The organism is Sebaldella termitidis ATCC 33386 (assembly GCF_000024405.1).
Lineage (GTDB): Bacteria > Fusobacteriota > Fusobacteriia > Fusobacteriales > Leptotrichiaceae > Sebaldella > Sebaldella termitidis.
Genome location: NC_013517.1, coordinates 2,122,311 through 2,146,170, shown reverse-complemented (window position 1 = coordinate 2,146,170; position 23,860 = coordinate 2,122,311). Strand labels below are relative to the sequence as shown.

Below are 23,860 nucleotides of genomic sequence, written 5' to 3'. Positions count from 1 at the left end.
AGATAAATATGCTTACCTTATACATAAATAAAATCTATGATTTATTTGATGTATTCCACTCATTTTTCAAAAGTGAGTAGTACATTCTGGTAACATAAGTATCACCCATAAAAAAGAAATCCCGCAGACCTCCCTCAAAGTTAAACCCGCATTTCAATATTACTGCCTTGGATGCAAGATTATGCTCTTTATGACAAATTTGAATTCTGTGAAAATTTACTTTCCCAAATCCGAAATTCAGTAATGCCCGCGCAGCTTCTGTTGCCAGTCCCTTCCCCTGAAAATCTCTTCCCACACAATATTCTATTTCTGCAAAATGATTCTTATTGTCTACCAGAAAAAAGGCTATCTGACCTATACAGACATTTTCTTTCCTGTCAATTATCGCCCATCGGTAGTAATCCTCTTTTTCATAGTTTTTTATATATTTCTCCAGCAGTTCTTTTACTTCGTCTTTTGTGGAATAGACAGGTTCAGAATACATATGCTGCACAGCCGGGTCGCTGATCCAGTATTTCAGCATATTTTCCGTATCGCTGTATTTGAATTTTCTTAATAACAGTCTTTCTGTTTCTATAATTTCAGTTCCCTGATGATTTAGCATTAATTCCTCCTTTATTTTTTATATTTAATAAAATATCTCGTATATATCCTGCTGATATCCAGACATTTTTATTTATATTTCAGATGTTATCTTTTTATTTTTTTAATATAATGCAAATTTATATAATATTCTATCATATATTATTTTATATTGCCTAATAATATCTTTTGGTTCATTAGGTTAATTTTTTTAAAAGAAAACTAAACTTACACCTTTTATACTATAATAAATACAGCACAAAAAAAGACGACCATATTTTCAGGTCATCTTCATTCAGGCAAAAAGCCCCATATTTCAAGTTAGAATTTTCTTTTAAAAAAACCGAGGATTACTAAAAATATAATAGCTCCTACAGCTGAAACCAGTATTTGCGCAAACAATCCATAAGTACCATGGAATATAAGTCCGCCAATCAGACCACCTATGCATCCTATAATAATTGTTACTATGAAACTATATCTTTCCCCCATAAGTGCCTTTGCTATAATTCCGGCTACTGCACCTACTATGAGCGATTCAAGTATACCCATACAAATACCTCCTGATTTTTAGAATTCGTTAATATTGTAAAATTCCGTTATTATATATTTCTGTAGCTACAATATTTCCACTTTTATCAAAGTATTTCCATGTACCCTCTTTTTTTCTTAATTTATAGTTCCCTTCAAACTTCAGCTCTCCCGAACTGAAATAAGAAACAACACTTCCTTCGCCATTACGATATTTTCCTTTATAAAAAACATTGCCGTTTTCGTAATAAGCTATGTCATCTCCCGATATTTCACCATTAGAATATTCTGTTTCCAGTTTTTTTATTCCTGAATTATACCATGTTGTCCATTTACCGTCTTTCTGGTTATTGCTGTAGCTGCCTTCTGATTCTCTCTGACCGTTGGTATAATAAGTATTCCACTTTCCTACTCTCTTATTATTGACATAGTTTCCCTTTATTTTTTCCTGTCCTGTATTCGAATACCATTCCACATACTCGCCGTCAAGCTTTCCATCTTTATACGTTTCCTGTATCCATCTTCTACCGCTGTCATTATACGTATACCATTTTCCATTTTTTTTCCCGTTTACATAACTTCCCTCTGATAATTTCAATCCGTTTTCATAATATTCCGTAAAGCTTCCGGTAAGCTCGCCGTTTTTCAGAGAAAAAGCGATATTTCTTCCGGAATTCGAAATAAAATTAAAATCTCCGGTGTCAGTAACTTCATATCTTCCGTTACCTGCATCTTTAACTTTTATATTCTCATAAAAAATCGGATTAATTAAATAGACTCTGTCATTACTTACCTGATAATCAGAATGAAGCATATCCCCAAAAACAAATACTGCCGTAAATAATAACAAAAATAAGATCATGAACCTTCTCATTTTTTTCTCCTTTAAATAATCTTTCTTATATTATACATAATTTTACTTACAATTTCAAATTATCTTTTGTTTTTATCCATTTTATGATAAAATATCATGTATATCATAAACATGAAGGTGATAATAATCGAAAAACTTAATATATCAGGCTTAAAATACGATACTCTGGAAAAAGAACTCTTAAAACTAAATTTCAAAAAATATAATGTTAAACAGATATTTAACTGGCTTCATAATAAAATGGAAGATAATTTTGATAATTTTTCCAATATTTCAAAAGAAAACAGAAATATTTTAAGTAAAAATTTTTTTATACCGGAGATTACTCTGTTGGATCACCTGATTTCTGAAAATGATAATACTGAAAAATTTTTATTTAAATTACAGGGGAATGTCTTGATTGAGAGTGTTCTTATTGGTCATAAAAACCGTTATACTCTCTGTGTTTCATCACAGGCCGGCTGTGCTTTAGGATGTGAATTCTGTGCTACTGCCACGATGAAATTTGAAAAAAATCTGGATATTTCCGAAATTTTGATGCAGTTTTATTATGTACAGAAATATCTGAACCAAAAGGGTAATAAACTTGATAATGTTGTTTTTATGGGAATGGGGGAACCTTTTCTGAATTTTGACAATGTTATGGACTCTATAGACATTCTGAACAGTATCGACGGACAGAATTGCTCTAAAAGAAATTTTACTGTTTCTACCAGCGGACTTGTTCCGTATATTGAAAAATTTACAGATCTGGACTCACAGGTAAATCTTGCAGTGTCACTGCATTCTGTAAACGATGAATATCGTAGTAAAATTATGCCTGTAAACAAAAAATATCCTCTTAAGGATTTGAAAAAAAGCCTTTTGGCTTACCAGAAGAAAACTAAAAAACGCATAAGCTTCGAGTACATCCTTATTGATGATTTCAACTGCAGTAAAAATGATGCATTTGAGCTTACTAAGTTTCTCAGAGAATTCAGCTGTCTTGTAAACCTGATTCCTTATAATCCGGTAGCAGGAAAGTCATACGCGACTCCTTCCAAAACCAGACAACAGGAATTTTATAGAATTTTATTGAAAAACAATATCAATGCAACCTTAAGAGAAACAAAAGGGCAGGATATTGCTGCAGCATGCGGACAGCTAAAAGTAAAAAGGGAGTTGATTTAATGAAATCAAAATTATCTATAGCAATAAAAATTTTTATTTTTCTATTTATAGCATTGCTTATTGCCGTGGGGGTTCTTGTATATCAGGTAAAGAAAGAGCTTCCCAATTCAGAAGTAATTGAAAATTACCAGCCTATTTCCCCTACTGTTATTTATGACATTAATGGAAACCAGTTGGACATCATCACTTTGGAAAACAGGGCTCCGGTTCATATAAGCGAAGTTCCCATGGATGTTCAGAACGCTTTTCTTGCTATAGAGGACAGAAAATTCAGAACACACCATGGTTTTGACTTTATGAGACTCGGTAAAGCAGTATTATCTAATGTTACCGGCAGCGCCAAAGAAGGCGGAAGTTCCATTACCCAGCAGCTTGCGAAAAATGCATTTCTGTCTCCTGAAAGATCATTTGACAGAAAGCTGAAAGAAGCTCTGCTTGCTATTGAGATAGAGAGAAGATATACTAAAGACGAAATTCTTGAAAATTATCTAAATACCATCTATTTTGGTAACGGATCATACGGAATCAAAAATGCAGCAAGAAAATATTTTGATAAGGAACCAAAGGATCTTACAATTGCTGAAGCTGCGATACTTGCAAGTATTCCAAAATCTCCTACAAAATATTCGCCTACAAAAAATATGAAAAATGCAATAGAACGTCAGCAGGTAGTTTTGGCACAGATGTACAAATATAAGTTTATTACCGAAGCACAATATGAAGAAGCATTGAACCAAAAAATTGTACTTTCTAAAAACAGCGACTTAAATGCTGATCTGAATGAAGACGAACAAATTTCGGTTTCAAATAATGCGCCGGAATTTACATCTATTGCTATAAGCGAAGCAAAAAGAATACTAAAAATCAATGAGAGCGATCAAAAAGCTCTGTTTGATGGATATAAAATATATACTACAGTTGACCTTGATATGCAGAGAGCTGCTTACAAAGCTTTTCACAATAATTACAACCTGAAAAGACGTGAAAAACTAAACGGAGCATTAATCTCAATGGATCCTAATACAGGATTTGTAAAAGCTATGGTCGGCGGGAAAAATTACAGAAAAGGTGATTTTAACAGGGCAATAAGCTCTACAAGACAGCCCGGTTCATCATATAAGCCGTTTATTTATCTGGCTGCAATACAGCAGAATATTCCTATGAATACTGTTATAGAGGATTCTCCTTTTACCACTCCTGGATGGAGCCCGAATAACTATGACAGAAAATTCAGAGGCGGCATGAGTCTGCTAAAAGCCATTGAAATCTCAAATAACGTAGTACCTGTAAAATTATTACAGCAGATTGGTATAGATAAAGTGGAAAAAATCTGGCGTGATGCCGGTATAGAAGGCGGAGACTTCCCTCGGGATCTTACCCTTGCCTTAGGATCTATTACCACTAACCCCCTTAATATGGCAAAGGCTTATTCAGCTATTGCTAACGGCGGTTACAGAGTTAAACCTATATTTATATATAAAATAGAAAATAAATATGGTGAAGTTATTTATGATGCTAAAAAAGAACAGGAAAAAGTAAAAATATATGAACCTGAAGATGTGGCACTGATTACTTTCATGCTTGAAAGTGCGGTAAAATATGGTACAGGTCAAAGTGCAAAAGTATTTAAAAACGGACAGCTTATACCGGAAGCCGGAAAGACTGGAACTACAAGTGACTATGGTTCTGCATGGTTCACAGGATACACACCTACACTGGTAACCATAGTATATGTCGGTAACGATGATAATAAATCTATGGGCGGCGGAATGACTGGAGGAGCTGCTGCTGCTCCTATCTGGAAAAACTATATGCAGACTGTTGTTAATCTTGAAGGATTTGAAGTAGGTAATTTTGCCTTTATTGATGACTACATAAAAAGTAAGGATCTTTCTATGAGAGATATTGATTTGAAAACCGGTCTTCTTGATACTGATAATATGGATAAAAGAACAGCATTATTCAAAGTCGGTACAGAGCCTGTGGAACTTCAGAATAAGTACAGAATGGGACTCGAAGGTTTCTTTTAAAAATAATTTATTAAAATAAAAAACAGGAATTATCTGTAAAATGATAATTCCTGTTTTATTTATATATGTTTTTTTACTTATTTGATAAACTACAGTACGATCTTCTTAAAATAAGATATCATCATATACCTGAAGCATCTTCAGTCTTATACTGTAAGGCTCAAATCCTATTGAAAACTGTGATGTTTCTCCTTCCGGAAGTACAGCAGAAAGGCTCTGAACGAATATCAGATCAGTATCTGCAAAAGAAGACCATTTTGTTTCCGAATCTTTCATAAACTGCAGACTGTCACCGCTCAGATGTGTAAGCAGTGTTGCATATCTCTGCTTCAGATTTTCCATCTGCTTGTTTATTTCTGTTTCATCAAGTTTTACTGTACCTTTTTTATCTACCAGTTCTTTATATGTATTCAATTCGCTGATTCTGTTTTCTATTATTTTTATTTTGTATTTTTCAGAAAATCTATTCGAAATTTCTGCAGAATTTGGTATATCTTTTATAAAGAATACAGAATTCAAAAATTTAAACTCGCTGTCTCTGTAATCCAGCCATGCTTTTTGGGAAGATGTAAGCTTTGACTTCTGGTCATCATTAAGTATTCCCGTGAGGTGCTGATATACCTTATTTAATTCCTCATCAGCCTTTTCCTTAGTTTCAAATTTTACGCTTATACTAGTTGATTTTTTAGGAACTACTTTTAAATAAAAATTATTCATATTTTTCAGCATTGCACCATAATTAAAACTGTCATTATATATATCATTCAAACCATTGGAATACTCAGCTTTATATACTTCGTTCCCGTTTGTTATTTCTACTTCTCTTTTGGATAAATCCAGATTTTCACTTCCTGTATTTTCCTTTGGTATATAAAAATAACTGTTATCATAAATCTTTATATCATTCTGATGCTTTCTGAAATACAGATATGCTGTTTCAGACAGGTCTCCGTCATTTCCGATTTTTATATCAGGACCGTTATAATCGAGAATCTGCTTTACCTCCAGCTCTGCCTTAACCTGAAAAACCGTTCTTCCATCTTTTTCATACAAAAGATATTCTATATTTTTAGCATTTTTATATCCTGAGAAAGCATCTGTTATCGTTATGCTCGAATCGCCGCTCCAGTATTTCTTTTTATAATCATTAATATCTGTGCTTGGAGCAGCAGTCTGTTCAATTTCAGTCTGTTCTTCTTCCTGAGCGAGGTCGCCTATTCTATTACCGCCTCCCATGTTTCCAATTATAATATAAAGAAGTATTCCCAAAGCCACTATAATTCCAAATATTATATAAGGAAGCTTGCTGCTATTTCCGCGGCTCTTTACCCCTGGATCATAAGGAACATACTTTGCGGGGTCAAATTTATCCTTAATATTTTCATCCAAAAGCTCCTCTTCAGGATTTTCTTCAATTTTAGCTTCTTCTTCAGTTTCATGGATAAAAATTTCGGGATTTTTATCCTCTCCTGTTTCCGGTTCTATTTCTTCCGAAATATTTTTTCCTGTATTTTCCTGAGATATCTCAGTATTTTCTTCAGAAATTTCCGTATTATTTTCTTTTTCCTCTGCTAATTCTTTTTTCTCTATATTTTCTTTATTTTCTGACATTTCACACTCCTTATTTTACACTAAATTCTTGAATACAAAACTTATTTTTCGTATTATATCATAACTAAAGAACTTTATTATATAGAATTACCTTTGACAGCTTATTTATTGTCAAAAGGTGCGTATTCTGTATGGACGATATCTGCTGTCCTCCTGAATTCCTCTATACCCAGCCTGTGGAATAAATCATATTTTTTTATAAGCTCATCATATACCTCTGTTAATATATTTCCTTTTCTCACTCTTTTAGAAATTCCTGCAAAAGTCTTTTTTATATTCTCAGGATTTTTATAAGAATAGAGTATGTTATTTTGGGATATCCAGTTATAAACTTCTGTGAAATCTTTCGTATAAATATCCCTGTATTTGTCCAGTTCTCTGTATACCATTTTTATACTGTCATTCAGGTCTTCATTAAACAGCTTCTCCCATTCCAGTGCAAGAAAATGATCTATTATAATATCAGAAATAACCCCCCTGAAAATAGAGAATTTTTTATCTATCTTTTCGGTAAGAATATTTCCTGTATCAGATATTGAATCTATTTTTCTATGCAGAAACAAACCGTTTTTCACATCAGAGGGAAGCTTAAGATTCTCCAGTCTGCCTTTATAAAAATCACCCGTAAAATTACCATACATAGTTTTTATGTCAATCTCCATAGAGATTCTTGAATGCCCAAGAAAATTCATATTATCATTCCTTTACATTATTATAACTACATTTTATACTATATTTTAAAATAAGTCTAATTTTAGTTTTTATATCAATAAAGAAAAAAACTCACCTTCAAGGCAAGTTCTTTGTTAATTACTTTCTTTATCTATATCGCTTTCACTTTCGCCTAAAGGAAGCTTTACTCTTAATAAGTCCTTTGGTTCCATTTCCAGTTCGCTTGTAATAAGTGCAAGTGTATTAGGGTGCACTACATTTACTGTCTCATCATTTTTTGTATTTAAAAATTCTGTTATTCTGAATTTTTGCGGATCTCCTGCAGGTCTTATCAATTCTACCTCATCATCGACTGACAGCCTGTTTCTTATCTGAAGCAGATACTGATTATTTTCTCTTTTTTCCAGTACATTTGCTACCAACTGATAGGTCTGGCTGTAAGATAGATTAGTATTATAATTCTGGTCTTCCTCTGTTGTTTTTCCCAAATAAAATCCTTTTGAGTAAAGTCTGTGGCTTATTGTCTGAAGCTCATGAAGCCACTTAGGATCATATTTATACTCACCTTTCAGATAGAGGTCGATTGCTTCTCTGTATTGTTTTACTACTGTGGAATTATAATAGATGCTTTTCATACGTCCTTCTATTTTCAGCGAATCTACTCCTGTTTCTATGAGCTGGTCTATAAACTCAATAGTGCAGAGATCTTTTGCATTAAATATGAATGTACCGTCTTCATCCTCTACCACATCATGATACTGTCCGGGTCTGTTTTCCGCGACAACCTTATAATTCCATCTGCAGCTTTGTGCGCATACTCCCCTGTTAGCATCTCTTGCTGTAAAATAATTACTCAGAAGACATCTTCCCGATACTGCCATACACATTGCTCCGTGAATAAACACTTCCAGCTGAATGTCAGGAACTTTTTCCCTTATTTCTTTTATTTCATCAAGAGACATTTCACGGGCAAGTATTACTCTTTTAGCTCCTAAATCTTTCCACAGCTTTACACTTCTCCAGTTTGTATTATTAGCCTGTGTACTTACATGCACATCAAGATCAGGGGCTATTTCCCTTACCAGCTGAAAAACTCCTAAATCTGCTACTATTACTCCATCTACATTTGCACCTTCCAGAAATTTTATAAATTCCGGAAGATGGTCAATCTCTTTATTATGTGCAAATATATTTAAGGTTATATAGATTTTTTTATTTATATTATGTGCAAATTTTACTGCTTCTTCCAGTTCAGGGTTCTTAAAATTTGCTGACATCCCTCTTAAATTAAAAGCATTTCCGCCTATATAGCAGGCATCTGCTCCAAAATGAAATGCAGACTGCAGTTTTTCAAGATTACCTGCGGGTGCTAATAATTCGATTTTTCTTGTGTTCATTTTTCCTCCTAATTAATCTTATGCGCTGTCTTACAGTCTGATTTAAAGATGAAAGACTTTTTCATATAATTAAGTACAGCTGTCTATAAGTTATTAATCCGTTCTGAAAGTTATATTTACAAATCTCTGCTGTTCTTTCAGAAATCCTATTTTTACGGTTCCCACCGGACCGTTTCTCTGCTTACCTATAATTACCTCAGTTACCGGTATGTTATTTACCACTGCCGGCTCAGGATTAGGAGTACTTTCGCCGCCTTCTCCCCTGTTCTGTTCATTATAATATTCATCTCTGTATAAAAACAGAACTATATCGGCATCCTGTTCTATGGCTCCGGATTCTCTCAAATCTGATAACATAGGTCTTTTATCTGCTCTTAATTCCGGTGCTCTTGACAGCTGTGAAAGTGTTATTACAGGAATATCCAGCTCTTTGGCTATTATTTTTAATGATCTTGATATCTCTGATATTTCCTGCTCCCTGCTCTTTCTTCCTCCGTCAGTACCTGTAATAAGCTGAAGATAATCTATTACAATAGCATCCAGCTTCCCCTCGGCTCTCAGTCTACGTGCTATTGCTTTTATCTCAAGAACATTGATTCCCGGTGCATCAGAGATATAAAACGGAAGATCTGCAAGCTTCCCGACTCCGTTTGCCAGTGCAGCCCATTCTGTTTCCGATAGCCTTGCTTCTCTCAGCTTAGTAAGCGGTATCCTTGTCTCCATTGCAAGAAGTCTCTGGTAAAGCTGCACATTTGACATCTCCAGACTGAAAACCAGCACTGATTTATTCTGTCTTGCTATATTCAGTGCCAGATTTAGAGCAAAAGCGGTTTTCCCCATAGCAGGTCTTGCCGCAAGAATAAGAAGGTCAGAACCGTGAAATCCGCTTGTCATAGAATCAAAATCCGTGAATCCTGAACTGATACCTGTTATTCCTGATCCTTTAGGCATTTTTTCCATTCTTTCCAATTCCAGATTTGCCAGTTCCTTTAATGTTATTACGTCTTTTTTCTGCTTGAATTCTGCTATTTTAAAAATCATGCTTTCAGATTTATCAAGCATTGTCTGCACATCATCATAACCTTTATAGGCCATTTCGACTATTTTACTTCCTGTATCTATCAGCTTTCTCTGCACTGCGTTGTCTCTGATTATTTGTGCGTACATCTTTGCATTGGCAGCAGTAGGAACTGCTTCTGTAAGGTCATATATAAGCTGTTCTCCGCCTATATCTTCCAGAACACCTTTTCTGTTTAAAGAATTTATCAGCAGTAATGAATCTATTACTGCTGAACTTCTGTATATTTCCTTCATTTCCATAAAAATAATTTTATAGTTATTTTTATAAAAATCATCTTCTGTAACAAGCTCTATAATTTCCGAAAGAACATCGGGTTTTATGAATATTGACCCCAGAAGCGCCTCTTCCGCTTCTATATTATATGGTGTTTTTACTGCATTCTGGTCCATATTTACTCCTTATTTATTAATTTCACTTTTAATATGGCCTTTACCTCGCTGTGCAGCTTTACTTCCACATCATGAACGCCTAATTCTTTCATTCTTGAATTTTCACCATCTATTTTTTTCTTATCTATAGCCAGTCCAAAAACTTTTTTTACTTCATCCACTATTTCCTTTGATCCTATTGATCCGAAAACCTTTCCGTTTTCTCCTGCCTTTACTGCAAGAACTATTTCCTTATTATTAATTTTTCCTTTTATTTCCTCTGCTTTTTTTACTTCCTTAGCATGGTCCTTCTTATTTTTTTCTGCTTTATTTTGAAGCTTCTTTATATTTTCCTCAGTGGCAGGAACTGCCTTATTCTGTGCAAATAAAAAGTTATTTGCATAACCGTCCTTAACCTCTATTATTTCATCTTTTTTTCCTACGCCCTTGATATTCTCTTTTAGTATCACTTTTACTTTCATACCATTCACTCCCGTCTTATTTTTTTTCAATTATTTCAGCATCAAAAAAGTCTATGACTTTATTGATGAATTCGTCAGATTCATTTTTCGGCTGTTCTCCGATTAATTTTGTATTTATAATTAATTTCGCACCGTATATTTTTTTTAATATTTTTTCTATTTTAAGCTTATTATCTTTATCTTCTATTTTTTCACGGTGGAAGGACTGCCATCCCGGAAGCCCCAGCATCAGCTTATCACCCTCCAGCTCCACAGGAGTGGTATCTGTAAGGAATGCAGACAGCATGATGCTCTCTTTTTTTAGCTCTCCCTTAAATAAAGGCCATTTTTTTTCTATAATATTTATATTAAGATCGGAAAGTTCCACAGAAGGACTCGGAGCTGTTTCCTGTATCTGAGTATTGCCCGCTGGTATCTCCTGAGTACTTTTCGGAGCTGATTCTGCTGCTTTATATTCCTGTCTTACTTCTGTAATAACAACGGGTGCCTCTTGTTTGAATATTTCATTTATAAGAACATAACCAAGCAGCCTTTTGTCCTCTTCATATCTGAATTCTCCCAGAACAAAGTAAATTACGCTTATTAGTGATAAAGTTCTGTCTATCCCGATAGAATCCTCTCTTTTTAGATTTTCCTTCAAAAAATATGAAAAATCCTTCAGAAAATTTTCTATCAGAATACCATCTTCCCATAATTTATCCACAAAATCTATTCCGCCGATTTTATCTCCATTGGATACCACTGTCAGAAATTCATTCAAAAGCTTGTCAGGGATCACTCCCAAAGCTGTCTGAGTCTTTTCTATATCTATTTCTTCACCGGAAAAATTAGATGCTACCTGTTCAAAAATAGAAAAACTGTCTCTGGCGCTTCCTTCGGATTTTCTGTAAATAAGCTTCAGACTTTCCTCATCTATTTTTATATTTTCTTTTTCAGCAACCATTTTCAGCATTTCTATAATATCATTCATATTTAATGGAAGAAAGTCATATCTTTGACATCTTGATATTACAGTATCAGGTATTTTATCCACCTCAGTAGTAGCAAGAATAAATATAACATGTGAAGGCGGTTCTTCCAGAGTCTTCAAAAGAGCATTAAATGCTTCTTTTGTAAGCATGTGAACTTCATCTATTATATATACCTTTTTATTGCCGTTTACAGGCTGATAGTTTATTTTTTCTTTCAGCTCTCTTATCTCGTCTATTCCTCTGTTTGAAGCAGCATCTATTTCCACCATATCCATAGAAATCCCCGCTGCTATTTCGCGGCAGTTATCGCAAGTACCGCATGGATGGTCGGAAATACCGTTAGTCAGACAGTTAACCCCTTTTGCTATTAATCTGGCTATTGTAGTCTTTCCCACTCCTCTCGGTCCGTTGAAAAGATAAGCATGAGATAATTTATTTTCTTTTAAAGAATTTCTTATTGCCTTGACTATATGTCCCTGCCCGGCAATTTCCTCGAAATTTTGAGGTCTATATTTTCTATATAAAGTTATATTCACTATAAAATTCTCCCATTTTTTGTTTGTCTTTAATTATAACATTTCTAAGCTGTTTTTGCAATTGCGCGTCAGCTGAAATTCTGTCTGTTTTCTAAAAATCTATGATATTTTATAACAAAATTCCGTAATTTATTTCATAATAAAATTGTATAAAATATTTTATACTAAAAACCGATTATATGATAGAATAAGTAATGAAACAAGGAGGAAAAAATGAAAAAAGCATTGTTTATTTTTATACTGATAATTTTGATAACAGCTGAAATATCAGCAGTTTTTATTACGAGAGTAAAAATTTATCCTGATTCGTTATTTTCAAAAGCTGCTAAATATCAGGAAGAAAATAATTTTGAAAAAGCTGAAAAATACTATAGAAAAGCTGATAAAGCTGGAAATATTTATGCTAAATGTGCTATGTTCCGTATGATATATGAAAATATTCAGGATAACAAAGAGCTGGAAGCATACAAAGCTGAATACAAAACCGGTAAACCGTGTAAATCTTTTGCTATGAACGGAATATGGACAGATTAACCAGCTATCTGTTTATCAAAAAGCTGAAATTATATTTCAATAAATACTAATGTAAAAAGGAGAGATTTTCTCTCCTTTTTCCTATTTCAAAAGATCTGATAAAGCTTCTGCCAGATCCTCCACTTCCTGTTTCCATTCATTAAAGTCTTCTGCTTCTGTCTCTTCCCATAATTCATAAAGCTCATGGCTTTCAGAATTGGCAACTATATCTTCAATCTGTTCTTTTAATACTTTTATATCATCTTTTGTATGCGGCAGATATGGAACTTCTTCTGTTATTTCAGTAAATTCTATTATCTTTTCCTGATTCAGAATTACCGCTGCAAGTGCAAGAATCTCGGCATCTACATCTGAATCCACATACTCTGCATCATATTCCATTTCTCTTAATATTTTCTTTAAACTAGGTTCCTTCCCCTTATAATTTTCTAAATAACCTATAAAATCAAGGGCTGTATCATTTTCCAAACACCCATATCCCCAGGCTCCCATGCTTCCTCCTAATTACACTACTACTATATTTTTATTTTAATACACTTATAATTCAGGTGTATTCAGATAAGCTATTAATCTCTAAGTGCCAACGGCATTGTAAGATACAGCGACTTATCATTTTTTTCTTCTGTTATTAATACCGAACTCTTTGAATTAAGCATTTTCAGCTGCGTAACTTCTCCTGTAATGGTAGAAATATAGTCCAGTAAGAATTTTACATTCAGGGAAATCTTAATATCTTCCCCTTCTTTTATAATTGGTATTTCTTCTTTTATTTTAGCATTTTCACTAATTCCGTTCAAAAAAAGCTTGTCATTTTCAAAGCTGAATATTCCGCTGTTTTTAGCTTCATAGTTATCCCTTACGAATATAAGTGTTCTTTTTAATACAGAAATAAAATCCTTTGTATTAAGAAGTATTTTTTTATCATACTGGGCACCTGTTAAAATTGCTTTATAATCAGGGAACTGCAATTCAATAACTCTTGTAAGAATTTCCACATCTCCCATTTGGAAATATACTTTTGTTCCGTCAGATTTTAAAACAATTTTATCCTCACTTGTCAGCTTCATTATTTTTAGAAGGCCGTCCATTGTTTTCAGAGGTATGCTCACACTCAGACTTTCTTTGTTTTTCTCTTCTTCATCCAGTTCTTCCTCAAGATAAATCAGTCTGTACGTATCTGAAGATACCAGCTTCAGCTTATTTTCCTCTATTTCAAATCTGATACAGTTAACTGCAAGATTCTCAGGTGTAAGCGATGCTGCTATTCTGGCTTTTTCTATAGATTCCAAAAGCTTCTGCTTATCAAAATTATATTCTACACCTAATTCCAAAGTAGGTGTGGCAGGATAATTTTCAGGATCATAAGTAGAGAATTCCGAATTTATTTTTCCTGTTTTTATTATTATTTTTCCGCTTTCTTCTATAAGCTCTATGAATTCATCCTCTATCTGCTTCAAAAATTCTTCTATAAGCTTATATTTAATAACTATTTTGCCGTTTTCTTTTACTTCTCCGTTTATCTTAAAGTTTATTGACAGTTCAAGATCGGTACCTTTCAAAAATATTTCGTTTTCTCTTGCTTCTATAAAAATACCTGAAATTACAGGTCTGATTTTATTTTCCGATACTGCATTTTCTACTATCTGTAATCCTTTGAGAAAATCTTTTCTATTTACTTTTATATTTAGCATTATTCCTCCTTTATATTATTTAAAAAACTCATGGAAATGAGATTTTAGTTTTGTAATTGCTTTTTTCTCTATCTGCCTTACCCTCTCTCTTGTTATATTCAGCTCATCGCCTATTTCTTTCAGGGTATGCATTTTATTGTTGTATAATCCATATCTGAGTTCTATTATCTCTCTTTCTCTTTCACTTAATATATTATCAAGAAGTTCACGCATTTTGTTTATCTGGTCATTCTTTATTATTTTTTCTTCTATATTATCTTCATTCCCTATAACATCTTCCAGAAAGATGTTATCCCCTATGACGTCATTCAGTGATATTATATCCTGAAATTCGTTTATAAGGAGACTTACCTTATATTCCTTTATTTCCAGCTGTTCCGCTATATAAGCTACGCTTGGTGTCTCGCCATGATCATTTATATAGTTAACCATCACTTTATTTACTTTTGCAAGCTGTTCATATTTATATGAAGGTATTCTTATATCCCTTCCTTTATTAATAATAGCCTTTTTTATAGACTGCTTTATCCACCACACTGCATATGTACTAAATCTGTGTCCTTTAGTATAGTCGAATTTATTGATTGCCTTGATTAAACCAATATTGCCTTCACTTATCAGATCAATAAGCGGAAGTCCGTTCCCCAGAGATTTTTTTGCAATACTTATTACAAGTCTTAAATTAGATAAAATAAGCTCGTGTCTTGCATCCTGAGAATCGTCCTCCTTGATTCTTCTAAAGAGTTCATATTCTTCTTCTCTATTTAATAATTCATATTTTTGAATATCCTTCAAATATAAATCAATTAAATTATATTCTTTTTCCATACTCTATCTCCATCTAAAATTCTGACTTTAGTTTTCTACTCATTAGGTTATAAAATAAATTTTCCAGAGTTTCATCTTCATAAAGGACTTTGTATAATTCAGTAAAAATTGGTGCATTTATGTTTTCATCAACAATAATATTATGAAGCGCTTTTATTGTCTCTGATCCTTCTGAAATACCGTTCATACTCTCTAATATTTCCGCAAGTTTTCTTCCTTTGCCGAGCTGCTCGCCTACAAATCTGTTTCTGCTGTGTTTACTTGTACAGGTAACTATAATGTCACCAAGTCCGGACAAACCAAAAAAAGTCTTTGGATCTGCTCCGTAGTACTCTCCTATTCTTATTATTTCATTTATTCCTCTTGTAAGAAGCGCTGCTTTGGAATTGTCGCCAAGTTCCAGTCCGTCTGCCATGCCCGCAGCTATAGCAAGACAGTTTTTCAGTGCTCCGCCAAGCTCTGCACCGATCAGATCTGTTCCTGTATATACTCTTAAATAATCGTTATTAAATAATTTCTGTATTTTTTCGGCAGTTTCAAGATTGACTGATGCTGCAAGAATTGCCGACGGCATTTTTTTTGCCAGATCTTCTGCATGTGTAGGTCCTGTGAGTATCCCGTATTCGTAATCGCATCCGTCCAGTTCCTCCTCCACTACTTCTGACATTCTTTTTTTCGAAGCTATTTCTATTCCTTTAGCAATATTTATAATTATTACTTTATACGTCAAGGAAGTTTTCAAATTTTTCAGTATGCCTCTCAAAAACTGGCATGGTGTCGCTAATAAAATAAAGTCAAACTTTTCTTCGCCCAGCAGCTTCTGATACTCATCCACCACTTTTAGTTTTTCTGACAGTTTTATTCCCGGAAGGAAAACTGTATTTTCATGCTCTTTTCGTATTACATCTCTTACCTTTTCGTTGTATTCCCAAAGATAAACATCATTTCCGTTTTCAGTAAGAAGATTTGAGAGGCATGTTCCGAATCCACCCCCGCCAAGTACTAATACTTTACTCATTTTTCACCATCCTTAGTTACTTTAAATTTATTCTCTGTTCCGTTTATGAGTCTTTGTATGTTACTTCTGTGTTTTACTATTATGACCAGTGCCAATATTAAAGAAACCACTGTTAACGGAATATTTTTATATATAAAATATATAAAAAAAGGCAGACATGCGGCACTTACTATAGAAGACAGCGATACATATCTAAAAACAGCAAATAGTACAAAGAAAATAATAAATAAAAATAATATTGCTTTTGGAGCAAGAACCAAAAAAACACCCAAAGTTGTCGCTACACCTTTACCTCCCTTAAATTTCAGGAAAATAGAAAATGTATGACCCAGAATAGCAACTATACCTATAATAATAGGATCAATCCCAGCTATGCCTGTCATATTCCCGAGTGTATTAATTCCTAAGGCTAAATACGTCGGTATCACACCTTTTAGTACATCTAAAATCAGTACTAATATCCCTAATTTTGCTCCAAGTACTCTTGCTGCATTTGTAGATCCTGCATTTTTACTTCCGTGCTCTCTTACATCGATCTTCTTAAATACCTTCCCTACCCATACAGCATTAGGAATACTTCCTAAAAAATATGCAAATATGCACATTATAATTAGGTTCATCATACCTCCCATATTTTGTAAATAAAACAAAACAAAGTAAAAAATACAATTTTGCTTTGATTCCTTCTATTTATTTTTCTTATATCTGATTATAAGCATTTTGGCTCAGGATGTCAAGCTGTAAATATTTCAAAGCATCCAGCAGTTCAGACGGAAAAAGCAAGCAATCATACTTTCGACTAATAACACATGTATTTCAATGTTTTGTTTTTTTATACATTATTTTTCATTTCATATGAAACTCATATTTGTACCTAAAAATGATAACATATATTTCCTGTAAATAAATATAAAAATTCCTTATAATTTCCATAGAAATTTCATATTAAAATTCAATAATTTTCAAAGTATATTTTTATAAAATTCAAAATGGCGGATAATTAATAAACCGCCATTTTCAGCATGAAATATATATTAATTCACGGCAACATATATCTCCAGAAGTAAATTTTCAGGGTCATTACCATCATTATGATAAACCTCAAAGTCATATGTGTACTTTCTGTCAAGTTTTGTCTCCCATATTGTATTCCATAATTTTTCTGCAGCTTCATCATAGTTCCCTCTTAGAGAAAATTTTGCGTATTTTGATTCGGGAACAGATATCACAGAAAATTCATCGTTATTGTTCCCCTCACTGCTTACTTCACAGCATGCGTAAAAATCATAAGGCTTTGTAAAATCACCTTCATAATTGGTGTATACTCCGTACATCTTATTGTTTTTTTTATTTTCAGTAAAGCTAAATATATTTTTGTTCCAGAATTCTTCCCATAATTTCCCTATATCATTAACAGCCTGCATATTTTCGTTGGTAGTCCGAATACTTATTCCAGCCATTGTTTTAGTAGGTATTTCTACTATTTCGTACTTCATGTTACTATCCTCCTAATTATATTGCATGCTTTATTATACACTATCTAATATGACATGATTCTGTCATATTATTATTTCAATCTTATTTTTTATTTTTCGCTATCTGCTTCTTTTTCTTTTGTCTGATATATTTTTCTGTTTTTTTTCAAAAAAAGCATCTATATTTAATAATCTTGTTGACACCAGATAAAATAGGCTGTTATAATAATATGACATATAGGATTATAAAAAACTTACAAACTGTATAATAAATAATTTAACAAAAATCTTTCAAATACTTTTTATTAAGGAGGTTCCCATGAAAATTTTAACAGTTTATTATTCACTTGACGGAAATACCCAATTAATTGCCGAACAGATAAAGAGTGCTGTTAACGGTGATATTCTGCGTTTAAAGCCTGTTCATGACAATAATAAAAAAGGACTTTTCAAACTGCTTTCAGGCGGCAGACAGATTTTTAAGAATGAAAAGCCTGAACTGGAGCCGTTTGATATTAATCCCGCTGAATATGATCTTATCTTTATCGGTACACCTGTGTGGGCTGGTTCCTTTGCTCCTGCCCTAAATACTTTTCTGGCTGAAAATTCAATACAAAATAAAAATATTGCACTGTTCTGCTGTTCCAGAGGAGGTAAAGGAAAAGTCTTCATAAAGTTACATGATATTCTGCGAGATAATAATATTATCGGTGAAACGGAGTTTCTCAGCCCGGTAAAAAGCGACCCGAAAGAAGTTAATGCAAAAGTAAGCTCATGGGTTGACGAAATTATAGAGAAGCTGGACTAATGAAAAATCCCTCTTAATTAATGAGGGATTTTTTATTTTTAATATTCTGTTACTTTTCTAAAATGTTTCAATAAAACTTTTATATTTCTTCTGTATTCTTCATTATATAGTCTTCTGCTTCCTTTGACCATATTCCGTCATTTTTCTTTAATATTTTTCCAAGCTCGCTGTTCTCATCCTGCATAAGCTTTTCAAGAGATTCCAGCATAAATTTTTTCTGTGTATAGACTACCTTTTTTCCGCCGGCTATTTCAGGCTGATTTAATGTTGTTTCTGCTACTGCATCAAGACCCAGAATGTGAGTTACCACCTTTGCCACATTTACCTTTTTATCTTCTATAAGCTTTATTGCCTCACGCATATCATCAGTATTCCCTCCGGAAGTCCCTACATAATGTGTAAAATTATAATGTATATCATAAAAATTTATTTCAGCAGAAAAATCCTTGTTCTGCGGTCCTGCAAAAAAGTTCAGACATCCGTCAGGATTCAGAATTTTTGAGCCCTGAGTAACCAGTTCAGGCACCGGAGCAAATATAAATACGTCATCATATCCTCCTCCGGCTGTTTCTTTTAGATGAGCAACAACATCATCAATTTTAGCTGTATTTACATAATGTACTTTTACTGCTCCCTCTGTTTTATAAAGCTCGGAAGCTCTTTTCAGTCTTTCTTCATTTACATCTGTTATTACTATGTTCTTAGGTTTTATGTCTCCATGAAGTGCATAATCTATGGCAAGAAGACCCATAGGTCCTGTTCCGCCCGATATAAGGAGATTTCCGCCCTCTTTTATTCCCATTTTATGATCATATGTACCTTCTATAAGATGATAGTTTCCTTTAAATGCCCCTATTACACAAGATAAAGGTTCTATAAGCGATCCCTCAAAGTAAGTTTCCCCGTTGTACGGAAGCAGACAGTCCTGTTTCATAACATCAGCAGGCAGAATAATATATGTAGCATCTCCTCCGCAGTATTGATATGAATAACCGGGACACCATGGAGCATCCGGCAGCTGCAGATTAGCCTGCACTACATATCTTTCGCTTTCCTTATATTTATTTCCCCAGTTTTTTCCGACTTTTATAACTTCACCGCAAAATTCATGTCCTACTATAATCGGTTTTTCTTTTATATTTTCCGGTGTTTTTTTATGATCCTCACCCTGCTTTGCCAGCTTCCAGGTAGACATACATATACTGTCTGTTACTACTGACATTAATATTTCGTCATCATTTATTTCCGGCAGCTCAAACTCTTCCAGTCTCAAATCATTTTTGCCATAAAGTCTTACCGCTTTTGTTTTCATTAATTATCCTCACCTTTCAAAATTCTACTGTATATTTACCCAAGAATACCTGACCAATAACCTATAATCCCTACAGCAAATAAGGAAAATATCAGTACAATAGGACTTACTTTCTTTTTCAGAAGCTTCATCATAAGCATTGTCAGACCCAGAGCCAGTAATCCCGGTACCAGATCATCCAAAATATTCTGTACTGTTGTTACTACCATGCTTCCATCTGGTCCCGGAGTTTCCGATACTACCAGCGGCACGTTTATTGAAGTCCACTTCGTAACAAGAACTCCCATTATGAAGAGTCCCAGAATAGTAGCTCCTTCTGTCAGCTTTTGAAGAATATTTCCTGACAGATCCTTTACTATATCCATCCCTTTTGCTATGCCGTATTTCAGACCGAACCATTTCATCCCCAGTCTTACTGCATTAAATGTTAAAAAGAATACTAAAGGTCCGAGTATAGTTCCCGATAACGCCAATGAAGCACCTATTGCTGCCGTAATTGGTCTTAAAGTTCCCCATACCAGAGGATCTCCTACTCCTGCCAACGGCCCCATAAGTCCTACTTTCAGACTATTTATAGTACCGTCGTCTATTTCTGCACCGCTTGCCTTAGCTTCCTCCATGGCAATTGTTACCCCTATAACCGGTCCGCAGACAGCCGGCGTCGTATTGAAGAAAACCAGATGTCTTTTTAATGCTTCTATCTGATCTTCCTTTTTTGAATAAACACGCTTTATTGTAGGAATCATATCCACACAGAATGCAAGTCCGTGTATTCTTTCATAATTAAACGAAGCCTGCTGAAAATTTGATCTTATGAAAGTACTTATCATATCTTTACGGTTTATCTTAGTTTTTATTTCTGACATTTTATTCCCTCCTGGTATTTTGGCAATTTTCTTAAATATTTTTATTGCCTGAATACTTTACTCAGAATTTCTTTTTCAGATATAACAAATAATCATGCTGATAAATATTTTGAAATTATTCAGTCAAAATATCTCTGATTATCCGTAATTCATAAAATTCCGAGTCAAACCGGTCAAAGTACAGTATTGTATCTCATTCACAATTTACCAGCCGCATTATTTTTAGCGGAGTGAACGGGATACGACACTAATCCTCCAGTTCGTCGTCGTATTCTGCGGCAGCACTATTTCCCGGTATTGTTTCTGCAACTGTTCTTCCCTGTTTGTAATTAGGATTCAGCTGTACATATATCAGCGCCATTACCAGTCCTACTACTCCAAATGACAGAAGGCTGAAATTCAGATAACCTCCTACCACGAATCCCAAAAAGAAGAAAGGCATCAGATATTTTACACTCATCATATTTAATACCATCGCATAACCTACTACTACTATAAATCCTCCGGCTACTGCCAGTCCGCCTGTTACTACGTCCGGAATAAGCGAAAGCATTTTATCTACCATCTCGGCACTTACAAATACTGCTACTATCGTAGATGGTATTGCCACACGCAGCGCCTGAATAAACAATGCACTAAAGTGTAAAAACTCTATTTTTCTAAAATCTGCATTTTCAGCTGCTTTATCTGCTGCATGCTGAAATGCTACGGTAATTGTTCTTGCGAAGACTGTAAGCACCTGACCGGCTGCTGCTACGGGAAGTGCAATTGCTATTCCCTTTTGTATATCCTGTTTCCCTACTATTACCAGTATTGCTGCTATTACACTCGCCAGCGCCGAATCAGGAGACTGTGCAGCTCCTATATTCATCCATCCCAAGGCTATCAGTTCCAGAGTACCTCCCAGGATTACTCCTGTTTTTACGTCTCCCAATATTAGTCCTACCACTGTACAGGCAATCAAAGGTCTGTGTGTCTGAAATTCATCCAGTACACTTCCCATACCCGCTATACATGAGAATATAAATATTAAGACTATCTGTAAAATACTTAATTCCATTCCCTATTCCTCCTTAATTAAAGTGTTCGCTTAATTTTTTTTCAAAATCAACCGGCGGATCAGATATTACTACACGTAAATCCAGTTCTACCCCAAGGGCTTTTAATTTACGAAATGCTGCCACGTCTTCTTCGTTTACTGAAACTGCCTTTGTAATCTGCGTTTTCCCGTTTTTAAATGACATTCCCCCTATGTTTATTTTCTTTAACGGCACACCGCTTTCTACCAGCTCCAAAACTTCGCCGGGATTGGTAAAAAGATAGAAAACAGTGTCATTATCATATTTAGGATTATTAAAAACCCTTACGGCTTTTTCTACATCTACCACATTTACTTTTATTCCCGGAGGTGCCGCCTGTCTCACAAGAGTTTTTCTGATCTCGTCATTATTTACCTCTTTGCTGACTATTATAATTCTGTTTGCATTTGCCTCCTTTGACCAGACTGTGGTTACCTGCCCGTGAATAAGCCTGTCATCAATTCTTGCCAGATTAATTATCATCTATAATTCCTCCTCATCCTCTAAAGTCTGATCTCTGAACGACTTTACAAATTCTTTTCCTGCCTCTTTCATATATGAAGATGCTTCTTTTGCACTTACAGCTTCCATAGTGGCCAGCTCAGCACAGAGAGGAAGTGATAATCCCGTAAGCACTTCTGCCTTATCATTTTTCATTGCCAGTACTGCTGCTGCATTATACGGACTTCCTCCAAATAAATCAGTCACTATCAGGACTTCTTCATTTTCTCTTCCTTCAAGTATTTTGTTATACTTCTCTATGATATCCTCAGGTCCTTCCCCTTTATGAAATTCTACAGAAAAAAAGTTACTGCATTCCCCTATTACCATTTGTGTTGACTCTAACATCGCTGTTCCGATTTTTCCATGTCCTGCCAAGATTACTATCATAATTTTTCTCCTTATCCTCTTGTTTTTCCACCTGCTACATTGCATGTTACTCCTGTAATATAGCTTGCTTTTTCAGATAACAGATAACATACAAAGTCTGCCACTTCACTTAATTTACCGCTTCTGTTCAATGGTATTGTACTTGTCTTGCTGTATCCTTCCCGCAGCTGCTCTACTGTTATCCCTCTTGTATAAGCCAGAGCTGTTTCATATTCAATCGTTCTAAGTCCTGTTTCCTCCATTATTCCCGGTGCCACTCCGACTACACGTACATTATATTTCCCCAGCTCTTTGGCCCATGATCTGGTATAGCTGTTTAATGCCGCCTTCGTAGCTGCGTATATGCTCTGTCCTTCCGAGCCTTCAGCTCCGCTTTCAGAAGACATATTTACTATTACACCGTGTTTTTGATCTACGAATACTTTTCCGGCAGCCTGACTAATCAGAAAAAGCCCCCTTTGATTTATTGAAGTCATTTTGTCAAAAGCTGTTTCATCTGCCATATACTTTGATCCTGTATCTTTCGCATCTACCAGAAGCTTTGGTATATTTATTCCGGCATTATTCACCAGCCCGTCTATTTTTCCGTATTTTTCCATAACCTTTTTTATAAGATTATCTATATCTGCTTTTGAGGAAACATCTGTTTTTATGTATAAAAGATTCTCATGCTCAGTTTTTCCCGGGTGAATATCTGCATTTACAGTATAAACCCCCAGTTCAAGGAGTTCTTTCACGATACTCTCTCCGATTCCGGAAGATCCTCCTGTGACTATTACTACGTTTCCTTCTAAATTCAACCAATTTTCAGTCATAATTCTCCTTTCTCACTTTTGTGATTTTTAATTAACATTTGTGATAACTTGATTATATGAAAAATTTTTTTCAATGTCAACTATATTTTTTCAGAAAAATACTTTTAGAAAAAATAAATCTTACGAACCTCTTATAAAAACTGATAAAACTTAATAATAATAAATTTTGATTAATTTCATTATCCGTACATGCAATATATGCCGAAAATATTATCCAAATAAGCCGTTATACTGCTAA

At 34.3% G+C, this 23,860-nt stretch carries 25 protein-coding genes; 4 read left to right on the top strand and 21 right to left on the bottom strand.

Annotation, left to right across the window (positions count from 1 at the left end; genetic code table 11):
• Window positions 1–34 precede the first annotated feature (34 nt).
• From STERM_RS09910 to STERM_RS09900, 3 genes are all read right to left on the bottom strand, one after another.
• Window positions 35–604 carry a GNAT family N-acetyltransferase gene (locus STERM_RS09910; protein ID WP_012861464.1) on the bottom strand — a complete coding sequence of 190 codons (570 nt, stop codon included), beginning with the start codon at window positions 602–604 and terminating at the stop codon, window positions 35–37.
• Window positions 605–903: 299 nt separating this feature from the next.
• Window positions 904–1,134, bottom strand: coding sequence for a GlsB/YeaQ/YmgE family stress response membrane protein (locus tag STERM_RS09905; RefSeq protein ID WP_012861463.1), 231 nt, complete (start codon window positions 1,132–1,134; stop codon window positions 904–906).
• A gap of 28 nt (window positions 1,135–1,162) precedes the next feature.
• A complete protein-coding gene (locus tag STERM_RS09900) occupies window positions 1,163–1,987 on the bottom strand; it encodes a toxin-antitoxin system YwqK family antitoxin (RefSeq protein WP_012861462.1) in 825 nt (274 codons plus the stop codon).
• A gap of 111 nt (window positions 1,988–2,098) precedes the next feature.
• Between STERM_RS09900 and rlmN the strand changes: the two genes are divergently transcribed.
• Both rlmN and STERM_RS09890 read left to right on the top strand, forming a co-directional pair.
• Window positions 2,099–3,157 carry a dual-specificity RNA methyltransferase RlmN gene (gene rlmN / locus STERM_RS09895; RefSeq protein ID WP_115388845.1) on the top strand — a complete coding sequence of 353 codons (1,059 nt, stop codon included), beginning with the start codon at window positions 2,099–2,101 and terminating at the stop codon, window positions 3,155–3,157.
• Window positions 3,157–5,187, top strand: a complete 2,031-nt coding sequence (locus STERM_RS09890; protein WP_012861460.1) for a transglycosylase domain-containing protein — start codon at window positions 3,157–3,159, stop codon at window positions 5,185–5,187. The genes rlmN and STERM_RS09890 overlap by 1 nt, the downstream gene beginning before the upstream one ends.
• Window positions 5,188–5,292: 105 nt before the next feature.
• On the opposite strand, the gene STERM_RS09885 is transcribed toward STERM_RS09890, so the two are convergent.
• The 6 genes from STERM_RS09885 to dnaX form a co-directional block, all read right to left on the bottom strand.
• Window positions 5,293–6,798: a lysozyme inhibitor LprI family protein gene (locus tag STERM_RS09885; protein WP_012861459.1), complete on the bottom strand. Its 1,506-nt coding sequence runs from the start codon at window positions 6,796–6,798 to the stop codon at window positions 5,293–5,295.
• A gap of 101 nt (window positions 6,799–6,899) precedes the next feature.
• Window positions 6,900–7,490, bottom strand: a complete 591-nt coding sequence (locus tag STERM_RS09880) for an ACP phosphodiesterase (protein ID WP_012861458.1) — start codon at window positions 7,488–7,490, stop codon at window positions 6,900–6,902.
• A 114-nt stretch (window positions 7,491–7,604) separates the two neighbouring features.
• The gene (locus STERM_RS09875; protein WP_012861457.1) at window positions 7,605–8,867 is read right to left on the bottom strand and encodes a peptidase U32 family protein; all 1,263 of its coding nucleotides are present in this window, start codon (window positions 8,865–8,867) and stop codon (window positions 7,605–7,607) included.
• A 93-nt stretch (window positions 8,868–8,960) separates the two neighbouring features.
• Entirely contained in the window at window positions 8,961–10,337 is a 1,377-nt protein-coding gene (gene dnaB / locus STERM_RS09870; RefSeq protein WP_012861456.1) for a replicative DNA helicase, read from the bottom strand.
• Window positions 10,338–10,339: 2 nt separating this feature from the next.
• The gene (rplI, locus tag STERM_RS09865) at window positions 10,340–10,798 is read right to left on the bottom strand and encodes a 50S ribosomal protein L9 (protein WP_012861455.1); all 459 of its coding nucleotides are present in this window, start codon (window positions 10,796–10,798) and stop codon (window positions 10,340–10,342) included.
• Between the two features lie 16 nt (window positions 10,799–10,814).
• The gene (dnaX, locus tag STERM_RS09860; protein ID WP_012861454.1) at window positions 10,815–12,305 is read right to left on the bottom strand and encodes a DNA polymerase III subunit gamma/tau; all 1,491 of its coding nucleotides are present in this window, start codon (window positions 12,303–12,305) and stop codon (window positions 10,815–10,817) included.
• A 213-nt stretch (window positions 12,306–12,518) separates the two neighbouring features.
• Here dnaX and STERM_RS09855 point away from each other — a divergent pair, with 213 nt between their 5' ends.
• Window positions 12,519–12,839, top strand: a complete 321-nt coding sequence (locus tag STERM_RS09855; protein WP_012861453.1) for a hypothetical protein — start codon at window positions 12,519–12,521, stop codon at window positions 12,837–12,839.
• Between the two features lie 81 nt (window positions 12,840–12,920).
• Here the strand turns inward: STERM_RS09855 and STERM_RS09850 are convergent, their stop codons facing one another.
• The 6 genes from STERM_RS09850 to STERM_RS09825 form a co-directional block, all read right to left on the bottom strand.
• A complete protein-coding gene (locus STERM_RS09850; RefSeq protein ID WP_012861452.1) occupies window positions 12,921–13,331 on the bottom strand; it encodes a DUF4259 domain-containing protein in 411 nt (136 codons plus the stop codon).
• A gap of 74 nt (window positions 13,332–13,405) precedes the next feature.
• Entirely contained in the window at window positions 13,406–14,530 is a 1,125-nt protein-coding gene (gene dnaN, locus STERM_RS09845) for a DNA polymerase III subunit beta (RefSeq protein WP_012861451.1), read from the bottom strand.
• 15 nt (window positions 14,531–14,545) lie between these two features.
• On the bottom strand, window positions 14,546–15,358 hold the full coding sequence (locus STERM_RS09840) for a sigma-70 family RNA polymerase sigma factor (RefSeq protein WP_012861450.1): 813 nt from the start codon (window positions 15,356–15,358) through the stop codon (window positions 14,546–14,548).
• 13 nt (window positions 15,359–15,371) lie between these two features.
• Window positions 15,372–16,376 carry an NAD(P)H-dependent glycerol-3-phosphate dehydrogenase gene (locus STERM_RS09835; protein WP_012861449.1) on the bottom strand — a complete coding sequence of 335 codons (1,005 nt, stop codon included), beginning with the start codon at window positions 16,374–16,376 and terminating at the stop codon, window positions 15,372–15,374.
• On the bottom strand, window positions 16,373–16,996 hold the full coding sequence (plsY, locus tag STERM_RS09830) for a glycerol-3-phosphate 1-O-acyltransferase PlsY (RefSeq protein WP_012861448.1): 624 nt from the start codon (window positions 16,994–16,996) through the stop codon (window positions 16,373–16,375). The genes STERM_RS09835 and plsY overlap by 4 nt, the downstream gene beginning before the upstream one ends.
• Window positions 16,997–17,410: 414 nt before the next feature.
• Window positions 17,411–17,872 (bottom strand): GyrI-like domain-containing protein, encoded by a 462-nt coding sequence (locus STERM_RS09825; RefSeq protein ID WP_012861447.1) that lies wholly within the window; start codon window positions 17,870–17,872, stop codon window positions 17,411–17,413.
• Window positions 17,873–18,170: 298 nt separating this feature from the next.
• Here STERM_RS09825 and STERM_RS09820 point away from each other — a divergent pair, with 298 nt between their 5' ends.
• The gene (locus tag STERM_RS09820) at window positions 18,171–18,659 is read left to right on the top strand and encodes a flavodoxin family protein (RefSeq protein WP_012861446.1); all 489 of its coding nucleotides are present in this window, start codon (window positions 18,171–18,173) and stop codon (window positions 18,657–18,659) included.
• A 79-nt stretch (window positions 18,660–18,738) separates the two neighbouring features.
• Here STERM_RS09820 and STERM_RS09815 read toward each other — a convergent pair whose 3' ends face one another.
• The 6 genes from STERM_RS09815 to STERM_RS09790 form a co-directional block, all read right to left on the bottom strand.
• Window positions 18,739–19,971, bottom strand: coding sequence for a zinc-binding dehydrogenase (locus STERM_RS09815; protein ID WP_012861445.1), 1,233 nt, complete (start codon window positions 19,969–19,971; stop codon window positions 18,739–18,741).
• A 35-nt stretch (window positions 19,972–20,006) separates the two neighbouring features.
• Entirely contained in the window at window positions 20,007–20,837 is an 831-nt protein-coding gene (locus STERM_RS09810; protein WP_012861444.1) for a mannose/fructose/sorbose PTS transporter subunit IID, read from the bottom strand.
• Window positions 20,838–21,084: 247 nt separating this feature from the next.
• Window positions 21,085–21,897, bottom strand: coding sequence for a PTS mannose/fructose/sorbose transporter subunit IIC (locus STERM_RS09805; RefSeq protein ID WP_012861443.1), 813 nt, complete (start codon window positions 21,895–21,897; stop codon window positions 21,085–21,087).
• 13 nt (window positions 21,898–21,910) lie between these two features.
• Window positions 21,911–22,399: a mannose/fructose/sorbose PTS transporter subunit IIB gene (locus tag STERM_RS09800; protein WP_012861442.1), complete on the bottom strand. Its 489-nt coding sequence runs from the start codon at window positions 22,397–22,399 to the stop codon at window positions 21,911–21,913.
• Entirely contained in the window at window positions 22,400–22,807 is a 408-nt protein-coding gene (locus STERM_RS09795; RefSeq protein WP_012861441.1) for a PTS sugar transporter subunit IIA, read from the bottom strand.
• Between the two features lie 11 nt (window positions 22,808–22,818).
• On the bottom strand, window positions 22,819–23,622 hold the full coding sequence (locus STERM_RS09790) for an SDR family oxidoreductase (protein ID WP_012861440.1): 804 nt from the start codon (window positions 23,620–23,622) through the stop codon (window positions 22,819–22,821).
• Window positions 23,623–23,860: the final 238 nt, after the last annotated feature.